The organism is Nocardiopsis sp. NPDC058789 (genome assembly GCF_042745575.1).
GTDB classification, from domain to species: Bacteria; Actinomycetota; Actinomycetes; order Streptosporangiales; family Streptosporangiaceae; genus Nocardiopsis; species Nocardiopsis eucommiae.
Window position 1 is genome coordinate 129,038 of the sequence record NZ_JBHYOW010000003.1, and the last position, 17,956, is coordinate 146,993.

The window sequence follows — 17,956 nt, forward strand, 5'->3', positions numbered from 1 at the left end:
GGTCTTTTGGGGCGGGGGCCCGACCGCCCCCGCCCCACTGCCCCCCCGCGCACCGGCCGGGCCCCCGAGGGCGGGGGCCGCCCCGGCCGTTCCCGTCGCGGCTACCGGTCCTGGTGCGGCTCGGGAGCGGGGGCGGACACGGAGACGGACTCCGTCTCCTCCGAACCCCCCGGAGCCTCCGAACGGTCCGGAGCGTCCTCGGTCTCGGCGTCCTCCTCGCGGGCGGGCGGTTCCCTGCCGTCGAGGACCGCGCGCATGCGTTCCATGTCGAGCTGCCCCTCCCACCTGGCGATGACGAAGGTGGCGACGCAGTTGCCGAGCAGGTTGATGGACACCCGCATGGTGTCCATCAGGCGGTCCGCGCCCAGGAGCAGGGCCACGCCCGCGGCCGGGAAGGCGCCGAGCGCGGTGGCGGTGGCCGACAGGGCGAGGAAGGCCGATCCGGGGACACCGGCCATGCCCTTGGAGGTCAGCAGGAGGATGAGCACCATCATCAGCTGGTCCGCGATGCTCAGGTCCGCGCCGAAGGCCTGGGCGAGGAAGAGCGCGGCGATGGGCAGGTAGATCGCAGCGCCGTCGAGGTTGAAGGAGTACCCCGTGGGCACCACCAGGCCGGTGGTCGCCTTGGAACAGCCCGCGTTGGTGAGCTTCTGCATGATGCGCGGCATGACCGCCTCGGAGGAGGCGGCGCCGATGGCCAGGGCGAACTCCTCCTTGGTGTAGCGCAGGAACTTCCAGAGGTTGACCCCGGCCAGGACGCGGGCGATCACCGCGAGGGCCAGGAGGAAGACGGCGGCGGCGGAGTAGCAGGCGATGATGAGCATGCCGAAGCTGCTGAGCGAGGACAGGCCGTAGGCGCCGATGACGAAGGCCATGGCACCCAGGGCGCCCAGCGGCGCGACGCGCATGATCCAGCCGATGCAGGTGAAGATGACGTCGGTGAAGCGGTCGATGAGGTCGAGGATCGGTTTGCCCCGCTCCCCCATCTTGGACAGCGCCAGGGCGACGAAGACGGCGAAGAACAGGACCTGGAGCAGCGAGTTCTCGGCGAAGGCGCCCACGACGCTCTCGGGGATCACGTCCAGGAGGAACTGGGCGAAACCGGGGATCTCGCCGCCCTGGGTCACCTCCTCCAGCGCGCCGGTGTCGAGGTCGGCGGGGTTGACCTCGAAGCCCACGCCGGGCTTGAGGAGGTTGGCCACGACCATGCCGTAGAGCAGGGCGAAGGCGGTGACGACCTGGAAGTACACCAGCGCCTTGATCCCGATCCGGCCCACGGCGCCCAGGTCTCCGACTTTGGCGATGCCGGTGACGATGACGCAGAAGATCAGCGGGGCGATGAGCATCTTGATCAGTCGGATGAAGCCGTCGCCCAGGGGGCGCAGGCTCTCTCCGAACGAGGGCCACAGGTGTCCGATCAGCACGCCCACCACGACGGCGACGATCACCTGGAAGAACAGGGACCGGTAGAAGCGGGGGCGGGGCCGGTCGGGTGCTTCGGTTTCCGTGGCTGCTGCCATGCGGGCCCTCCACAGGGGGTTCTTGAATTCGGAATCCCTATTCCTCATGGCGGAATAGAGATTCCGACAGAGTAACGGGGGTCACATTGACCACGCAAGGCACATCAGCACAAACCGGCTGGTAACAACGGTGGCGCCGTCCAGGGTCTTTGACACCGGACTTTTCACCGCCTTAAGTTGTCAATGCCAACTTCCACCCCTTCCCCGGGAAGCCGCCCATGGACACCAGCGTCAACGGCGCACCCTCCCCCGCCCCCGACGACCCCGGCCTGAGCGCCGCCGACCACCTGCGCGACCGGCTCGGCCTGACCGGCACCAAGATCGCCTGCGGCTCCGGCGTGTGCGGGGCCTGCACGATCCTGGTGGACGGCGCACCCACCGCCTCCTGCCTGCTGCCCGCCGACCACCTCTCCGGACGGTCGGTCACCACCGTGGAGGGCCTGGACGGCGTCCACCCCGTCCAGCGCGCCCTCGCCGCCCACGACGGGCTCCAGTGCGGCTACTGCACGCCGGGGTTCGCCGTGGAGGCCTCCGTGTTCGTGGACGCCTGGCGCGCCGAGCACGGGAACTCCCGCCCCGACCGCGCCGCCGTCGCGGACGCGCTCGCCGGACACCTGTGCCGGTGCGGTGCCTACGAGGGGATCTTCGCCGCCGTGGCCGCGGCCTGCGCCGGAGAGTTCGACACCGAACCCGACCAGGCCCCGCCGCGCTCCGACGCCCCCGACAAGGTCACCGGGCGCGCGCGGTTCAGCGCCGACCACGCCCCGCCGGGCACCTGGGAGGGCGTGATCGTGCGCTCGGCGGTGCCGCACGCGCGGGTGCGGAAGGTGAGCGCGGCCCCCGGCCCCGACGGGGCACCGACGCCCCTGGTGGACCTGCTCGGTGAGGACCGCGTGGTGCGCTACGTCGGGCAGCCGATCGCGGCGGTGGCCGCCCCCTCCCGGTCGCTCGCCCGGGAACGCGCGGCGACCGTGCGGGTGGACCTCGACCCCCTGCCCTCGGTGACCGACCCCCGTGCCGCGTCCGCCCCCGACGCCCCCGTGCTCTACCGCACCAGGGAGGAGCGTGAGGCGGCGCCCGCCTACGGCGAGGCACCGACTCCTCCGGCCCCCTGGAACGGGAACGTGCGCGGCCCGGGGGTGCTGAGCTGGCGCGGTTCCACCGCCGTGGCCCGGCTCCGCACCGCCGCGCGCTGTCGGGACCCGCTGCTCGTGGCCGAGGAGTACACCACCGCCACCCAGGTGCACAGCCCGCTGGAGCCGCACGTGAGCGTGGCCTCGTGGGTGGACGGCGACCTGTTCCTGCACGTGTCCACGCAGGCGGTCAGCAAGACCGCGGACCGGGCGGCCCGGTACTGGGGCCTGCCCCGGGAGCGTGTGCACCTGGCGGCCGAGTACGTCGGCGGCGGGTTCGGAGCCAAGAACTCGCTCTCCCCGGACGTGGTGGCCGCCGTGGAACTGGCCCGGCTGACCGGCCATCCGGTGCGGGTGTGCCTGGACCGCTCCGAGGAACTGACCGACGCCGGACACCGGCCCGCCACCCGGACCCGGGTGGCCCTGCTCGCCGGAGAGGACGGTTCCCTGCGTGCGCTGAGCGTGGACTCGCACGGCGACGGCGGAGTGTCGGTGGGCTCCAACACCGCCGTCCTGGCCGCGCTGATGTACGGCCGTTCCCCCCGCCGGGTCCGCGACTACGACGTGGTGACCAACCGGCCGCCGGCTGCACCCATGCGGGGCCCCGGCGGGCCTCCGATGGCGTGGGCCCTGGAACAGGCCGTGGACACCATGGCACCGCGGCTGGGTGTGGACCCGCTGACCCTGCGGCGCCGCTGGGACGGCAACCCCAAGCGCGGGGCCCTGTACGAACGCGTCGCCGAGCTCCCCCTGTGGCGGGACCGACCGCGCGGGTCGCGCACCGGGAGGTTCCGTCGCGGGGTGGGTCTGGCCGCCGCCGGGTGGCCGTACCTGCTGGCCCCCGACGCCCGGGTGGAGCTGGCGGTGGAGGGCGGCGCCCTGGTGGTGCGCTCGGCCACACAGGACATCGGTACCGGCATCCGCGCCGTGCTCGGAGGCGTGGTCGCGGAGCGGCTCGGAGTGGACGCGGCGGGCCTGCGGGTGGAGATCGGTCGGAGCTCGTCGGTGCACGGCACCGGCTCCTTCGGCAGCCGTACGACGACCTCCATGGGTCCGGCCGCCGCCGACGCCGCCGACCGGTTGCGCGCGGCCCTGCGTGAGCGCTCCCCCGACGTACCCGCCACCGGCCCCGTCCCCGAGCACGTGTTCAAGGAGGCGTTGGCCGCCGCCGAGGGCGTGAGCGTGATCGGAGAGCGCCGCCGGGACCGCTGGGGTCAGCTGACCCCGAACATGGGCGACCTGGCGGTCGGGCGCGGCATGAGCGGCGCTGTGCACGTGATGGAGGTGGAGGTGGACACCCGGTTCGGGCGCGTGCGCCCCACCCGCTGCTGGGCGGGGATCGCCGCCGGTCGCGTCTACGACGAGCGGCTGGCGCGCAACCAGTGCGAGGGGGCGGTGGTCCAGGGCGTGGGCTACGCACTCCACGAGGAACGGCGCGACGACCTCGGCACGGGGGTGGTGCTCTCCGACGACCTGGAGGACTACCGCATCCCCGGGATGGGCGACGTGCCCGAGACCGAGGTGTACTTCCACGAGGAGGGGTTCGAGCACGTGGCGGGCGGCGGAGTCGGCCTGGGCGAGGTCTCGGTGGTGGGGGTGGCGGCGGCCCTGGGCAACGCCGTGTACGACGCCACCGGCTGGCGCCCGCACGACCTGCCGCTGCGCCCGGACCGACTGATCGGAGGACTGCGTTGAGCACCCAGCGAGGAACCGTCCCGACCGTCACCCGCTCCACGAGCGTGGCCGGAGCAGCCAGGGAGCTCGTCGAGGGCGCGCTTCCCCGCGCCGGAGGCACTGACCTCGTCACCTGTGTGGAGGCCGGGGTGATCGCCCCCGGCCCCCTGGTGGACCTGGTCGACGTGCCCGAGCTGCGCGGTCCCCGGTGGGACGGCGACGGAGCGGTGCGGATCGGCGCCATGACCAGCGTCGCGGAGCTGGGCGCCGACCCGCTCCTGGCCGAGGCCTACCCGGGGCTGGCGGCCGCCGCGCGTGCGCTGGCCACCCCGCAGATCCGGGGGACGGCGACGGTGGGCGGCAACCTGCTCCAGCGCAACCGCTGCCCCTACCTCCGCAACCCGGCCTTCGAGTGCTTCCAGACCGGCGGGGACTCGTGCCCGGCCCGCGACGGCGACCACCTGCGCGCCGTGGTGGTGGACCTCGGCCCGTGCGTGGCCCCGCACCCGTCGTCGCTGGCGGTGGCACTGCTGGCGTACGACGCGTCCGTGGTCGTGGTGGAGCGGGGGTCGGGGGCGGAGGTCGAGCGGGACCTGGCCGAGCTGTACGACGGCACCGATCCGACCCGGGACCACGTGCTCGCCCCCGGCGACCTCCTGGTCGCGGTGGCCCTGCCAGCCCCGGTGTCAGGCGGGCGCGCGGCCCACCTGCGCGTGGCGGGACGCTCGCGGGCGGAGTGGCCGCTGGTCGAGGCGGTGGTCCGGCTGGAGTGCGCCGAGGAGGGGCGGGGTCCCGTGACCCGCGCCTCGGTGGCGGTGGGCGGGGTGGCCCGCACCCCGCTGCGGCTGCCAGGGGTGGAGCGCGCCCTGGTCGGTTCGGTACCCGGCCGGGCCCCGGGTGAGGAGGTGGACCGGGCCTTGGAGGCGATCGTGGAGCTCTGTTCCCCGTTGCCCGCCACCGGCTACAAGGTCGACCTGCTCCAGGCGACCGTGCGGGACGTCGTCGAGCGCGCCCTGGACGCACCGGCCGGGTGACACGGGCGCGGAGCGCGTGACCGCGTGTGTGGGTCCGGGTGGACGCCGTGGCGTGGCGCCCACCCGGGCTCGGGGTCAGTCGGAGTGGTCCCCGGCGGCGAGGATCAGGTCGTCCATGCGCGCGAGGGCGGTGTCCAGCGCGCCGATCCGTTCGACGATGCGGCCGCGTTCGCGCACGAGCATGGCCCGCTGCTCGGCGTTGGTGGCCCCGGTCTCGACGCACGGAAGGAGCTCGGCGATCCGGCGGCTGGACAGACCCGCCGCGTAGAACTGCTGGAACAGGCGGACCCGGTCGACGGCCCCCTCGTCGAAATCGCGCTGGCCGCCCGGACCGCGCTCGGAGCTGAGAATGCCCTGCTCCTCGTAGTAGCGGAGCGCCCGCACGCTCACACCGGAACGCCGGGCCACCTCACCGATGCGCACGGATTCCTCCTCGGCACTTGAACCTCACGTTGACGTCAGGTCCTAGTGTCCCCGACATGGACACTTCGTCAACCCACACCCAGCACTTCGCCGTCGAGGGTTCCGTCGCCCTCGTCACCGGGGCCAACCGCGGTCTCGGCCGGCTCTTCGCCCAGCAGCTCCTGGAACGCGGTGCGGAGCGCGTGTACGCCGCCGCCCGACGACCCGGGGAGATCGATCTCCCCGGAGTCGTCCCCCTGGAACTCGACATCACGGACGACGCGTCGGTGGCGAGGGCCCGCACCAGGGCCGGGGACGTCACCCTGCTGGTCAACAACGCGGGTATCAGCAACTGGACCGACCTGGTGACGAGCGAGCTCGCCGCGCTCCGGCAGGAGATGGACACCAACTTCTGGGGCACGCTCGCCATGGTCCGCGCCTTCGCCCCGGTGCTCGCCGCGAACGGTGGCGGGGCGATCCTGAACGTGCTCTCGGCGCAGTCCTGGTTCGCCTACCCCGGGACCAACGGCTACCACGCGGCCAAGGCCGCGCAGTGGGCCCTGACCAACGGCGTCCGGTTGGAGCTCGCGGACCAGGGCACCCTGGTGACGGGGCTGCACCTCGGCGCGGTCGACACCGGTTTCAGTGCCGCCTACGACGGCCCCAAGGGTGATCCCGCCGACTCCGTCCGCGTCGCGCTGGACGGCCTGACGCAGGGTGCCGCCGAGGTGCTCGCCGACGCGTGGAGCGCCCACGTGAAGCGGTCCCTGGCCGACGACCCGACGCGCCTGGCCGCGGAGATCAGCGGTGGAGCCGTGTGAGCCCCACCCGCGCTCCGGGCACCGGGTCCCACCACGCGGAGCGACCCGACACACACCGGGGGCCCGCCGTGACGGCGGGCCCCCGGCCGCTGTTGGGTCCGTACCGGTCCGTGTCAGCCGCGCAGGAGCGCCTGGTGGGCGAGCTCGCGGCACACCACCGCGAAGTCCAGTCCGGCGGCGGCAGCCGCCATCGGGAACGTCGAGGTCTCGGTCAGGCCGGGGGCGACGTTGGTCTCCAGGAAGATGGCCTCGCCGTCGGCGTCGACGATGAGGTCGGTCCGGGAGAAGTCGCGCAGCCCCAGGGTGCGGTGGGCGGTCAGGGCCACCTCCGTGGCGGCGGCGACCACGTCCTCGTCCAGTCGGGCCGGGCAGAAGAACTCGGTGCGCCCGGCGGTGTAGCGCGCGGCGTAGTCGTAGACCCCGCCGTCGGGGACGATCTCCACCGGGGGCAGCGCCACGGGGCCGTCGCCGGTGTCGAGGACGCCGATGGCCAGCTCGGTGCCCTGGACCTGCTCCTCCACGAGCGCGGAGTCGCTGTAGGCGAAGCACGACACCAGTGCGGTCGACAGGTCGGTGACCGAGGTGACGGGGGTGGCGCCGAACGCCGAGCCGCCGCGGTCGGGCTTGACGAACAGCGGCAGGCCCAGGCGGTCGGCCAGACGGCGGAGCAGGGCCGGGGCGCCCAGGTCGTGGAAGGCCGACTTGGGCAGGGTGGCGCCGCGCGGCACCCGCACGCCCTTCTCGGCGAGCAGGGCCTTGGCGGCGGGCTTGGTGTAGGCCAGGCGGCAGGCGTCGGGCCGGGCGCCCACGTAGGGCACGCCGACCAGTTCCAGGACCTCGCGGATCGCGCCGTCCTCACCCGCCGCCCCGTGCAGGACGGGGAAGACCACCTGGGGCGGATCGGCGGCGAGCCGGTCCAGCAGCCCGGCGTCGACGTCGGCGACCTGGACCTCGACGTCGAGTCGGCGCAGCGCCTCCGCGACGCTGCGGCCGGAGTGGACGCTCACCTCGTGTTCGGGGGACAGCCCTCCGGCGAGGACGAGGACCCGGTCAAGGTCGGCCACGGCGCGGACCTCCTTCTGTGCTGCGGTCATGGTGCTGTGCCCTTACGGGAGGATGTCAGGGCAGGTCAGGGGTGGGTGCCTGGCTGCCTTCAGTGGGCGTGGGGATCGCGGGTCCGAAGGTGTCGCGCAGGTCGATCTCACCCTCGATCGCGGCCACGAGGCGGCGGACGCCCTCGCGGATCTGTTCGGGGGTGGGGTAGCAGAAGCTCAGCCGCATGCTGTCCCGGCCGCGCTCGTCGGCGTAGAAGCCGGTGCCCGGCACGTAGGCCACGCGCTCGTTGAGCGCGCGCGGCAGCATGGCCTTGGCGTCGATGCCCTCGGGCAGGGTGGCCCACACGAAGAACCCGCCCTCGGGGCGGGTCCACGTGCATCCGGCCGGCATCATCGCGTCCAGGGAGCCGAGCATCGCGTCGCGACGCTCGCCGTACATGGAGTTGAACGCCTTGATCTGTTCCTTCCAGGGGAAGGTGTTCAGGTAGCGCCGCACCACGAGCTGGTTGAACGTGGAGTGGCTGAGCATCGCGGACTCGGCGGCCAGGACCAGTTTGGCGCGCACGGCGGCCGGTGCCAGGGCCCAGCCGATGCGCAGGCCCGGGGAGAGGGTCTTGGAGAGGGAACCGAGGTAGATGACGTTGCCGCTGCCCTGGGAGTACAGGGTGGGTTCGGGTTCGCCGTCGTAGCGGAGCAGGCCGTAGGGGTTGTCCTCGACCACGAGCACGTCGTGGCGCTCGCAGGCCTCCATGACCCGGGCGCGGCGCTCGGCGCTCATGGTGATCCCGGCGGGGTTCTGGAAGTTGGGGATCGTGTAGAAGAACTTGACAGGCCGCCCGTCGAGCTCGGCACGGACCAGGGCCTCCTCCAGCTCCTCGGGCACCACGCCCTCGTCGTCCATGCCCACGTGGCGGATGTCGGCCTGGAAGGCGGCGAAGGTGTTGATCGCGGTGACGTAGGTGGGGGCCTCGGTGAGGACGACGTCGCCGGGGTCGACGAAGACCCGGGTGACCAGGTCGAGGGCCTGCTGGGAGCCGACGGTGACGATGAGGTCGTCGGGGCTGGCCCGTACGCCCTCCAGGGTCATGTACTCGCAGATCTGCTCGCGCAGGACGGGGTCGCCCTGGGCGGAGCCGTACTGGAGCGCGGTGGCGCCCTCCTCGGAGACGACGTCCTTGACGAGGTCACCGAGCTGTTCGAGGGGCAGGGCGGCCACGTTGGGCATGCCGCCCGCCAGGGAGACGATCTCCGGCCGCGAGGCGACCGCGAAGAGTGCCCGGACCTCCGATGCGACCATGCCCTGTGCTCGGAGTGCGTAACGGCCGACGTGCGGGTCGATACGGGAACCCTGTTGGCTGGGCTGCTGCTCTCGGTGGTCAGCGGACACGATCCACCTCCGAAGGAAGGACGGTCTGTGGGCGGCCGTCGGCGCGGGACGATCCGGGGATCGTCGTTGATCCCCTGGTTCGACGCCGGTCACGGCCCGTTGGTTCACCGTGGGCTTCCTGTGGCGTCGAAGCCACGGGGAGCCCGGCGGTGCGGAGTTCGGCTGGAGTGCACCGTGGTGGAACACGGTTCGGGAAATGTCCCGAGTCTAGCCCAGCGGCGGTGTCTGCGGGTTCGCGCCCCGTGTGGCCTCCCCTTTCCCTCCGTCGGTCCCGCCGGGCGGTCGCGTCGTCTCACCGGGCACGGTACCCACACGCGTGTCCCGACTCACACCGGCATGGCTCGAACATGACGCACTTTTCACCCTTTTCACCTGAGTCGGACATAGGGCACGAACTCCACATCAGAGACATTGGTTCCGTGGGCCAGCGCGCCGCACACGCGGCGCCACCGACCCCGGGGGGAAGTCATGGGAGTCCGCTCGACCACCGTCACCGCGTCACTGGCGCTGCTGCTGTGCGCGCCGCTCACCTCGTGCACCGCCGACGAGGCACCGGAGCAGAACGCCGACGCCGCGTTGCTGGAGCTGGAACGAGCCGCCGACGCCCTGACCGTGTCGGTCCTGCGCCCCGGGGCCGAGCGCGCCTTCGCCCGTAAGGGCCACCCCGTGGCCGCACCGCTCGCCTGCGCCGCCGTGCCCGAGGGCGGACCCGGCGAGGACCCGGCCGAGGACGCCGTCACCGCGGGTGGCGACCAGGAGGAGGCCGGAGCCCGGGAGCAGGAGGGAGCGGGGGGCGAGCAGACGCGCGGGGGACGACTGGAGGTCCTGTGCACCGGACAGAGCCGGGACGGTGAGCAGGTCCGGTTCGAGGGCCGCCTGCTGCGCGAGGCGCTGGCCGAACGCGAGGCCGGTGACGACAGCCTGCGCGGCGACTTCACCGGTCTGGTGGGTGAGGAGGAGGTCTTCACGATGGACTGCTTCCAGTGCTCACCCTCGAACGCGGAGCCGCCCGGGAAGGACACGGCGGCGTCCGAGTCACCCGAGGCCCCCGAACCGCGCGCGGACGCCGAGTAGCCGCCACGACCGGCTCCGACGCGTGATGGTACGGCCCGGGGATGCACACATCCCCGGGCCGTACCGTCGTGTGCGCGGTGGCCCCGGAGTCTCCCCCGACACTTCCGGGGCACCAGCCCGTCGGCGCGTCCGCTGTGAGCCCCCGTCACCCCCCTCAAGGTGCGAAGGACGCGGACGCGTCCCGCACCGGTGAACGGCCCGCCGTGCCCTCTCTTGCCCGGAGGCCGCCCACCGGTGGCGGGCCGCGCAGGAACAGTTGATCCCATTCACGCGCCGTCAGCAACGGTTGCAACAGGTTGCGACGTCATCGCCCAGAGCGATCGAACAGGTCCTCCGAGCTCACGCGCCGGCGTAGTTCGCGCACGCCCGGCGCCGACGAGCCGGGCAGCAGGTCCAGCGGCGACTCCGGGGAGAGCACCCGGACCCGCACGTCGTCGGAGAAGCGGTAGGGGCGGCTCTCGATCACCCCGCCCAGGTTGCGGCGCACCCGGGAGAGCTCGGCCCGCACGGTCACCACGTGCTGGTCGGAGCCGAACACGTCGTGGGAGAGCTGGGTCCCGGAGCGGCCGTCGCGGTGCACCGCCAACAGCAGGAGGAGTTCGGTGTGGCGCGGCGACAGGCGCTGCGACCACGCGCCGCTGTCCCCGGCCACCGACACGGTGGCGGAGCCCGGTCTGGTGAGGTCCAGGGTGACGGTGGAGGGCACGGCCCGGTCCTCCGGCCCCGGGCGGATCAGCCACCCGCCGGGCAGCGGTTCCAGGGCGCACTCCCCCAGCGCGGGGAGCCAGACGTTCCCGCTCTCGCAGTTCTTGGGCAGGAGCACCCTCCGGACCGGCTCCATGTGGACGGCGGCCGCGGTCCATCCGGCGTCGTCCACGACCAGCGCGGGCCGGGAGAGCCCGGCCAGCAGCGGCGCGGCCACGGAACGCAACCGCTCCAGGTGGGCGTGGTGCAGGCCCTGGAGGTGGGCCTCGGCCAGCTGGGCGACCGCGTTCACCAGGGCGAGGGTGGTGGGGTGGACGGTGGAGACGGGGCCGGTGACGTCGATGGCGCCGAGCAGGCGCCCGTCCCGGGGATCGTGCACGGGGGCGCAGGCGCAGGTGAGGGCGTGCAGACTGCGCACGTAGTGCTCGGCGGAGTAGACCTGGAGCGGACGCCCCACCACGAGAGCCGTGCCGATGGCGTTGGTGCCGACGCTGCCCTCGTTCCAGTAGGCGCCCTCCACCAGCCCGACCCGGTCCCCGACCGCGCGCATCCGGCGCGACCCCTCCCGCCACAGCACCTGCCCGGAGGCGTCCGTCACCAGCATGATGTGTTCGGCCTCGTCGGCCACCGACACCAGGGAGCGGCGGATCAACGGGAGCACCTCGGAGATCGGTGAGGCGTCCCGGTAGCGCTGGAGTTCGTCCAACCGGGCCATCCTGGGCGGCGGCGCGCTGTCCGGGTCGATGCCGAACTGGCGCATGCGCCCCCAGGAGTCCTCGATCACCGGGCGCAGGGGCGCGGGTTGCGGCCTTCCGGTGAGCAGCGCGTCGTGGACACGGCGGAGCAGGACGGCGTGCTCGCGGGCGTTGGCCCCCGAGGGCAGCGCGGTGTCCAACGGGGGGAAGCGTACTCCCCGTTCACGGCCCGGGGGCTGGCCCCGCCCACTCACAGCGGACTCCGGCGGAGCGCGGTGGCGCCACGGAGGCGGTCCCCGGCGACACGGTGCCACCAGTCGGGTGGGGCCTCGTGTCCGACCACCCCGCGCCCGCCCACCAACCGGAACCCACTCAGCTGGTCACGAGCGATCATGTGGGCCCCCAGGTCCTCAGGTTCGTCAAGGAGATCCCCAGTTTCCTGGTTCCGGTCGGGCGGGGCCAACGGAACCGGGAGAAGCGTTCTATTCGGAGGGCCTTTCGGTCAGCACCTTCCGATTCCTGCGGCGATCGGCTGTGCCCGAGTCTCGCTGTTCACCCTGGTTCCCCCGCGGGAGGACGCCGCACCACCAGGGTCCTGGGGACCCTCGGCCCGGGCGCGGCCGTGGCCGGAAGCGGCCACCCACGCCACGGGGCGGGGTTCGTCTGCTATCGGCGCGCCCCGTCGGGCTCGGCGGACTCGGAACCGGTGTGGCGGGTGAGCGCGAACCACAGGCGCATGCGCTGTTCGGCGTCGGCCAGTTCCACGCCCAGGTCGCGTTCGATCCGGCCGATCCGGTAGCGGACGGTGTTGCGGTGCACGCCCAGGTCGGCGGCGGCGCGGTCCCAGTTGCCGTGGCGGGCCAACCAGGCGCGCAGGGTCTCCCTCAGGCTGCGGGCGGCCCCGGTGTCCCGGGCCAGCGGTCCCAGGAGCGCGCGGCTGAGGTCGTCGGCCCCGGCGGGGTCGAGGAGGGTGTCGAAGGGGTCGGTGCCGTCCGCCCAGAGCAGCGCGGCCCCCGACGCCCGTGCGCGCACGAGCAGTGCGGCCGCCTGGCGGTCGGCTCGGGGCAGCTCGCTCGGGGGTACGGGCGGGCCGAGGGCCACGGTCCACCCGTGGGACCCGAGCAGGTGCAGGTGCGCCCTGTGGGCCTCGTTCCCCCGGTCCGCGAGCACCGCGCGCACGGTGTCCTCGGAGGCCGGGCCGTCGTCGGACGACCTTCGTACCCGGTCGACCAGGTGCGTGCCCAGCGGCGGGTCGGGTTCCCCGGCACGGCCTCGCGCGCCCGGAGGCCGGGCGCGCAGCACGCGGTGGAGTCCGGTCGTGTCCGGCCGTCCGCCGAGCGCGGTGAGCTCGGTGAGCAGGGGCCGTGCCGCCTCGTCCAGCTCGCCGTCCAGGAGGAGGCCGGTGAGCAGCCCGCCAAGGAGCGTGGCGGAGTCGTCGACCGTGCGGGAGAGCAGGTCGATCAGTGCGGTGGCGGTGCGCAGGACGGCGCGGTCGGTGATGCCCAGGGGCTCGGGACGGCCCACCAGGACCACGCCGTACTCCTCCGGCGGGGAACCGACGGTGTGGAGGAACACCTCGTCGTCGCCGCTGGGGGCCTTGGCCCCGCGCGGTCCCGACGGCGCGGTGAGCCGGGCCAGCAGCGGGCGCAGGGCGGGGTCGACGGCGCGGGGCGCGCCGGGAGTGCGGTGGGCGGGTGCGGCCGGATCGGAGGGTTCCAGGGCCGCCCAGCCGCCGAGGGCGTCGGCCAGCACTGCGAGGACGCGCTCCACGGGAGAGGCCGCGGTGACCGCGCGGGCCAGCGCCTGGTGGGCCTCACCGAGTCGGCGTACGTCGCGCAGGTGGCGTTCGGCCAGTTCCTCCCCGACCGCGCGGCTGATCGCCGCGAAGGGGGTGGATCCGGGGACCTCCAACAGCGGCAGTCCCTGGGCACGGCACTCCTCGACCAGGAGCTCGGGCACGGTCGTGTGGATCGGGGCGACTCCGAAGCCGACGGCCCCGACCCCGGCGCGCACCAGGGAGCCCACGTACGCGTGCGCCCCCTCCGGGGTGCCGGGCAGGTTGACCCCGGCGGTGAGCAGGAGCTCCCCGCCGCGCAGGTAGGCCGCGGGTTCGACCATCTCGCTGGCCACCGCCCAGGTGATGGCCGGGTCACCCGCCGCGACCACGGTCTCCAGGGCGAGGTCGCGGCGGCCCGTGACCACGCTCAGGGGCACGTGGTGGCTGTCCACGGCGTCCGTCACTCCGCTCATCTGTTCCCCTCCCGCCGCACCGGGTTCCTTGGATGATTTATCCAAGGAACGGATCCGACTCGTACGGTTCGGCTACTGGAGCGGAGCCTAGTCGCTCCCTACGCTGGCCGTGACCGAGCCCACGACAGGAACGGACCAGATGAACAGCCCGATCGGACCCACCGACTCCAGCCTCGTCCCCCGCTTCGCGGGCCCGGCGACCTTCGCCCGGCTGCCCCGTCTCGACCAGGTCGACCACGCCGACGTGGCCGTCGTGGGGGTCCCCTTCGACACCGGTGTGTCGTACCGGCCCGGCGCTCGCTTCGGGCCGTCCGCGATCCGCGAGGCGAGCCGCCTGCTGCGTCCGTACAACCCGGGCCTGGACGTGGCCCCCTTCGAGCGCCTCCAGGTGGTGGACGGCGGGGACATCGCCGTGAACCCGTTCTCCATCGGAGACGCGGTGGAGACCCTGGACCAGGGCGCCTCCGCGTTCGTCGACGCCGGGACCCGGCTGGTCACGCTGGGCGGCGACCACACCATCGCGCTGCCGCTGCTGCGTTCGCTGTACCGGAAGCACGGTCCGATCGCCCTGCTGCACTTCGACGCCCACCTGGACACCTGGGACACCTACTTCGGTGAGCCCTACACCCACGGCACCCCGTTCCGCCGTGCCGTGGAGGAGGGCGTCCTCGACACGGAGGCGATCGCGCACGTGGGCACGCGGGGGCCGCTGTACGGCAAGCGCGACCTGGAGGAGGACCGCCGGTTCGGGTTCGGGATCGTCACCGCGGCCGACGTCATGCGCAAGGGCGTGGACGAGGTCTCCGACGCCCTGCGCCAGCGGATCGGGAACCGCCCGCTGTACGTGTCCGTGGACATCGACGTCCTGGACCCCGCGCACGCCCCCGGCACCGGGACCCCCGAGGCCGGCGGTCTGACCAGCCGTGAGCTCCTGGAGATCCTGCGCGGGCTGGCCGACCTGAACCTGGTCGGCGCCGACGTGGTCGAGGTGGCCCCGGCCTACGACCACGCCCAGATCACCTCGACGGCCGCCTCGCACGCGGCCTACGACCTGGTCGGCCTGCTGGCCCTGAACCACCAGCGCAGGTCCGAGAGCTAGGACGGGCCCGGCCGTCGCCGCCCGGCGGCGGTGGCCTCCCCGTTCAGGAGCTGGCGGGGCGGCGTGCGCTCAGGTGCGACCAGGTGAGCGCGGTGACGTGCCCGGCCATGGTGTCGGGCGTCTCGTCGGGGTGGTCCAGCAGCCAGTCGGCGAAGGCGTCGGCCGTGCTCACCGCGACGCGGGCGAGCAGCTGGGCGTCGCGGGGTTCGAGCGTGCCGTAGTCGCTCTGGGTGCAGGAGGTGATGAGCTCGGCCACCTCGGCGGTGACGCGGTCGCGCATCCGGGCGGTCTCACCCGCGAAGGGCTCTCCCTGGACGGCCGCGCGTCGGTAGAGGACCGTCCAGCTCTCACGGTGGTCCACGACGAAGGTGAAGAAGGCCTGGATCCCCCGGCGCAGCGGATCCTCGTCCCTGGGCGCGTGGGGGTCGTGGACGGCGGACCGGACCGCCTCGACCAACCGCTCCATCTCCCGGCGTACGCAGGCGACGAAGATGCGTTCCTTGGAGCCCAAATGGTGGTACACCGTCGGTTTGGAGGTCCCGGCGGCCGCCGCGATCTCGTCCACGCTGACCGTGCGGTAGTCACCGCGTGAGAACACGGAGACGGCGGCGTCGATCAGCTGCTGTTCCCGGACACCGCGCGGAAGTCTGCGTTGTTTGGTCGTCACGTGAACCGAGCCTAAGGGGGTCGGTGGTCACGACCGTGGGTCGTTGGTCCGGGGTCGCCCGGCCCGCCCTCGGCAGGGAGGTACGACGTGGTCGTGACCTGTGCGGCACCCGCACGGCCCCGGACCCGCCGGGGCGGGCACGTGGCGCATCCCACAGCGGTGCGGCCGGGGGCGGGCGCCGCGCGGGAGCGGTGCGCCCGCCCGGTGCCTGTCCCCGGGCGAGGTCAGGGCGTGGGCGCGTCCCTCAGTTCGAGGGTGCAGCACTTGGCCCCTCCCCCGGCCTTGCGCAGCTCGTCGAGCTCCACCGGGTGGACCGTGAGGCCCTCCGCCCGCAGGCGGTCCGCGAGCCCGACGGCCTCGGCGGCGATGACGACGTCACGGCCGTCGCAGACGGCGTTGAGCCCGAGGACCGAGGCGTCCTCCTCCGTGGCGATGAGGGCGTTCGGGAAGAGCGAGCGCAGCACTCGGAGACTGCCCTCGGAGAAGGCGCCGGGGTAGTAGGCGATCCGGTCGCCCGACAGGGCGAACAGCGCGGTGTCCAGGTGGTAGAAGCGCGGGTCGACCAGCTGCAGCGTGACGACCGGGCGGCCCAGCAGGCGCTCGGCCTCCTGGTGCGCGGCGGCCTCGGTGCGGAACCCGGTGGCGGCGAGGATGACGTCGTCGAGGGTGATGAAGTCGCCCTCGCCCTCGTTCACGTGCTTGGGCTCCAGGGTCTCGGTGTACCCCTCCTGGCGGAACCAGTCCAGGTAGGCCGGTCCCTCGGGGGTGCGCTCGGCGCTGGCGAACCGGGCGCCGTAGACGCGTCCGTTCACGACCAGGGCGCCGTTGGCGGCGAAGACCATGTCGGGCAGACCCTCGATCGGCGCGATCTCGCTGACCCGGTGGCCGAGGGAGCGGTAGAGGTCCCGCAGGCCCTCCCACTGGCGGATGGCGCGGGGGCGGTCCACCCCGGCGGCCGGATCCATCCAGGGGTTGATCGCGTACTCCACCGCGAAGTAGGTGGGGCGGCACATCAGGTAGTGCCGTCGTGGGAGCGCGGCCACGGGGCCGTCGGGTCGAGCCATGGAACCTCCCCGTCGAGGCGTACCGGAGGTGGGGTGGCGCGCGCTGCTCCGAGCCCCGACCACACCGTGCTCTCCGGCTGACAGAAGGGAGATACCCGCCCCGAAGCCCCGCCAACACAGGCTTTCCACAAAGCGGGCGGGCCCTTCTCCCGAGGGGCGACACGGCCCTCGGTGAGCACACCCGCGCAGGAGACCGACCGGCCGGTATTGCTAGGGTCACGGGACTTCCGCGATTGGAGAGCTCACCATGAGTACGACCGTCAGGGCCGCCGTCTTCCTCGCCACCGACGCCTCCCCCGAGATCCGCGACGTCGTCCTGCCCGACCCGGGCCCCGGCCAGGCGCGGGTCCGGATGGTCGCGGCGGGCGTGTGCCACTCCGACCTCTCGCTGTCCGACGGAACGCTGCCGCAGACCTGGCCCGCCGTGCTCGGCCACGAGGGCGCGGGCACCGTCGAGGCGGTCGGCCCCGGGGTGACCGGGGTCGTGCCGGGCCAGCAGGTGATCCTGAACTGGGCACCGGCCTGCCGGGTCTGCTGGTTCTGCGAGCAGGGCGAACCCCACCTGTGCGAGCGCGCCCTGGACGGGACGCTCTCCCCCTACGCCGCGCTCACCGACGGCACACCCGTCTACCCCGGACTCAACACGGGGGCCTTCGCCGAGGCCACGGTGGTGCCGGTCAGCGCCCTGGTGCCGCTGCCGGAGGGCGTGGACCCGGCGGTCGCCGCGGTGCTGGGCTGCGCCGTGCTCACCGGCTGGGGCGCGGTGAACAACGCCGCGAAGGTGCGGCCGGGCCAGTCCGCGCTGGTCCTGGGCATGGGCGGCGTGGGCCTGTCACTCCTCCAGGCGGCCCGGATCGCCGGGGCGGACCCCCTGATCGCGGTGGACGTCTCCCCGGAGAAGGAGGAGTTGGCCCGCTCGCTGGGCGCCACCGACTACCTGGTCTCCGGCTCGGACACCCACCGCGCCGTCCGGGCGCTCACCTCCGGGCGCGGGGTCGACCACGCCTTCGAGGTGGTGGGCCGGTCCGAGGTGGTGCGCACCGCGTGGAACTCGACCCGCCGGGGCGGGACCGTGACGGTGGTGGGTGTGGGTTCCCACCAGGACGAGGTGGCCTTCAGCGCCCTGGAGCTGTTCCACCAGGCGCGCACGCTCCAGGGCTGCGTGTACGGGTCCTCCGACCCGGCCCGGGACATCCCGCTGCTCGCGGAGCCGGTGCGCTCCGGTGACCTGCGTCTGGCCGCCATGGTCACCGACGAGATCCCGCTGGAGGGCGTCCCCGAGGCCTTCGAGCGCATGCGCCGGGGGCGGGGCGGGCGGTCCCTGATCCGCTTCGGCTCCTGACCGGGGGGACTCCGGCCCCGGAGGGGGCGGGTGC

Annotated in this window: 14 protein-coding genes; 6 read left to right on the forward strand and 8 right to left on the reverse strand. The window is 73.5% G+C overall.

Features of this window, described 5'->3' with window-relative positions; genetic code table 11:
- Positions 1-101: 101 nt before the first annotated feature.
- Positions 102-1,520 carry a C4-dicarboxylate transporter DctA gene (gene dctA, locus ACFW3L_RS04800; RefSeq protein ID WP_378736423.1) on the reverse strand — a complete coding sequence of 473 codons (1,419 nt, stop codon included), beginning with the start codon at positions 1,518-1,520 and terminating at the stop codon, positions 102-104.
- 218 nt (positions 1,521-1,738) lie between these two features.
- Here dctA and ACFW3L_RS04805 point away from each other — a divergent pair, with 218 nt between their 5' ends.
- Both ACFW3L_RS04805 and ACFW3L_RS04810 read left to right on the forward strand, forming a co-directional pair.
- Positions 1,739-4,348, forward strand: a complete 2,610-nt coding sequence (locus tag ACFW3L_RS04805; RefSeq protein WP_378736425.1) for a molybdopterin-dependent oxidoreductase — start codon at positions 1,739-1,741, stop codon at positions 4,346-4,348.
- The gene (locus tag ACFW3L_RS04810) at positions 4,345-5,361 is read left to right on the forward strand and encodes an FAD binding domain-containing protein (RefSeq protein ID WP_378736427.1); all 1,017 of its coding nucleotides are present in this window, start codon (positions 4,345-4,347) and stop codon (positions 5,359-5,361) included. The genes ACFW3L_RS04805 and ACFW3L_RS04810 overlap by 4 nt, the downstream gene beginning before the upstream one ends.
- A 75-nt stretch (positions 5,362-5,436) precedes the next feature.
- On the opposite strand, the gene ACFW3L_RS04815 is transcribed toward ACFW3L_RS04810, so the two are convergent.
- Complete coding sequence (locus ACFW3L_RS04815; protein WP_378736429.1) at positions 5,437-5,784, reverse strand: MerR family transcriptional regulator; 348 nt, start codon at positions 5,782-5,784, stop codon at positions 5,437-5,439.
- Positions 5,785-5,840: 56 nt separating this feature from the next.
- On the opposite strand from ACFW3L_RS04815, the gene ACFW3L_RS04820 reads away from it, so the two are divergent.
- Positions 5,841-6,584 carry an SDR family oxidoreductase gene (locus ACFW3L_RS04820; RefSeq protein ID WP_378736431.1) on the forward strand — a complete coding sequence of 248 codons (744 nt, stop codon included), beginning with the start codon at positions 5,841-5,843 and terminating at the stop codon, positions 6,582-6,584.
- A gap of 113 nt (positions 6,585-6,697) precedes the next feature.
- On the opposite strand, the gene ACFW3L_RS04825 is transcribed toward ACFW3L_RS04820, so the two are convergent.
- Positions 6,698-7,678, reverse strand: coding sequence for a D-alanine--D-alanine ligase (locus ACFW3L_RS04825; protein WP_378736433.1), 981 nt, complete (start codon positions 7,676-7,678; stop codon positions 6,698-6,700).
- A 25-nt stretch (positions 7,679-7,703) separates the two neighbouring features.
- Positions 7,704-8,936, reverse strand: coding sequence for a PLP-dependent aminotransferase family protein (locus ACFW3L_RS04830; RefSeq protein ID WP_378736933.1), 1,233 nt, complete (start codon positions 8,934-8,936; stop codon positions 7,704-7,706).
- Between the two features lie 558 nt (positions 8,937-9,494).
- Here ACFW3L_RS04830 and ACFW3L_RS04835 point away from each other — a divergent pair.
- A complete protein-coding gene (locus ACFW3L_RS04835; protein WP_378736435.1) occupies positions 9,495-10,100 on the forward strand; it encodes a hypothetical protein in 606 nt (201 codons plus the stop codon).
- Positions 10,101-10,404: 304 nt separating this feature from the next.
- Here the strand turns inward: ACFW3L_RS04835 and ACFW3L_RS04840 are convergent, their stop codons facing one another.
- Both ACFW3L_RS04840 and ACFW3L_RS04845 read right to left on the reverse strand, forming a co-directional pair.
- Complete coding sequence (locus ACFW3L_RS04840) at positions 10,405-11,700, reverse strand: GAF domain-containing protein (protein ID WP_378736437.1); 1,296 nt, start codon at positions 11,698-11,700, stop codon at positions 10,405-10,407.
- 466 nt (positions 11,701-12,166) lie between these two features.
- Entirely contained in the window at positions 12,167-13,750 is a 1,584-nt protein-coding gene (locus ACFW3L_RS04845; protein WP_378736439.1) for a PucR family transcriptional regulator, read from the reverse strand.
- A gap of 139 nt (positions 13,751-13,889) precedes the next feature.
- On the opposite strand from ACFW3L_RS04845, the gene speB reads away from it, so the two are divergent.
- Complete coding sequence (gene speB / locus ACFW3L_RS04850; protein ID WP_378736441.1) at positions 13,890-14,849, forward strand: agmatinase; 960 nt, start codon at positions 13,890-13,892, stop codon at positions 14,847-14,849.
- Between the two features lie 43 nt (positions 14,850-14,892).
- Here the strand turns inward: speB and ACFW3L_RS04855 are convergent, their stop codons facing one another.
- Positions 14,893-15,516, reverse strand: coding sequence for a TetR/AcrR family transcriptional regulator (locus ACFW3L_RS04855; protein WP_378736443.1), 624 nt, complete (start codon positions 15,514-15,516; stop codon positions 14,893-14,895).
- Positions 15,517-15,740: 224 nt separating this feature from the next.
- A complete protein-coding gene (gene ddaH / locus ACFW3L_RS04860; RefSeq protein ID WP_378736445.1) occupies positions 15,741-16,580 on the reverse strand; it encodes a dimethylargininase in 840 nt (279 codons plus the stop codon).
- Between the two features lie 247 nt (positions 16,581-16,827).
- Here ddaH and ACFW3L_RS04865 point away from each other — a divergent pair, with 247 nt between their 5' ends.
- Positions 16,828-17,922: a zinc-binding dehydrogenase gene (locus ACFW3L_RS04865; RefSeq protein WP_378736447.1), complete on the forward strand. Its 1,095-nt coding sequence runs from the start codon at positions 16,828-16,830 to the stop codon at positions 17,920-17,922.
- Positions 17,923-17,956 lie beyond the last annotated feature (34 nt).

Coding starts and splice junctions, on each gene's coding strand:
- dctA (WP_378736423.1), bottom strand. CDS start 1,520: ATGGCAGCAGCCACGGAAACCGAAGCACCCGACCGGCCCCGCCCCCGC.
- ACFW3L_RS04805 (WP_378736425.1), top strand. CDS start 1,739: ATGGACACCAGCGTCAACGGCGCACCCTCCCCCGCCCCCGACGACCCC.
- ACFW3L_RS04820 (WP_378736431.1), top strand. CDS start 5,841: ATGGACACTTCGTCAACCCACACCCAGCACTTCGCCGTCGAGGGTTCC.
- ACFW3L_RS04825 (WP_378736433.1), bottom strand. CDS start 7,678: ATGACCGCAGCACAGAAGGAGGTCCGCGCCGTGGCCGACCTTGACCGG.
- ACFW3L_RS04830 (WP_378736933.1), bottom strand. CDS start 8,936: ATGGTCGCATCGGAGGTCCGGGCACTCTTCGCGGTCGCCTCGCGGCCG.
- ACFW3L_RS04835 (WP_378736435.1), top strand. CDS start 9,495: ATGGGAGTCCGCTCGACCACCGTCACCGCGTCACTGGCGCTGCTGCTG.
- ACFW3L_RS04845 (WP_378736439.1), bottom strand. CDS start 13,750: ATGAGCGGAGTGACGGACGCCGTGGACAGCCACCACGTGCCCCTGAGC.
- speB (WP_378736441.1), top strand. CDS start 13,890: ATGAACAGCCCGATCGGACCCACCGACTCCAGCCTCGTCCCCCGCTTC.
- ddaH (WP_378736445.1), bottom strand. CDS start 16,580: ATGGCTCGACCCGACGGCCCCGTGGCCGCGCTCCCACGACGGCACTAC.
- ACFW3L_RS04865 (WP_378736447.1), top strand. CDS start 16,828: ATGAGTACGACCGTCAGGGCCGCCGTCTTCCTCGCCACCGACGCCTCC.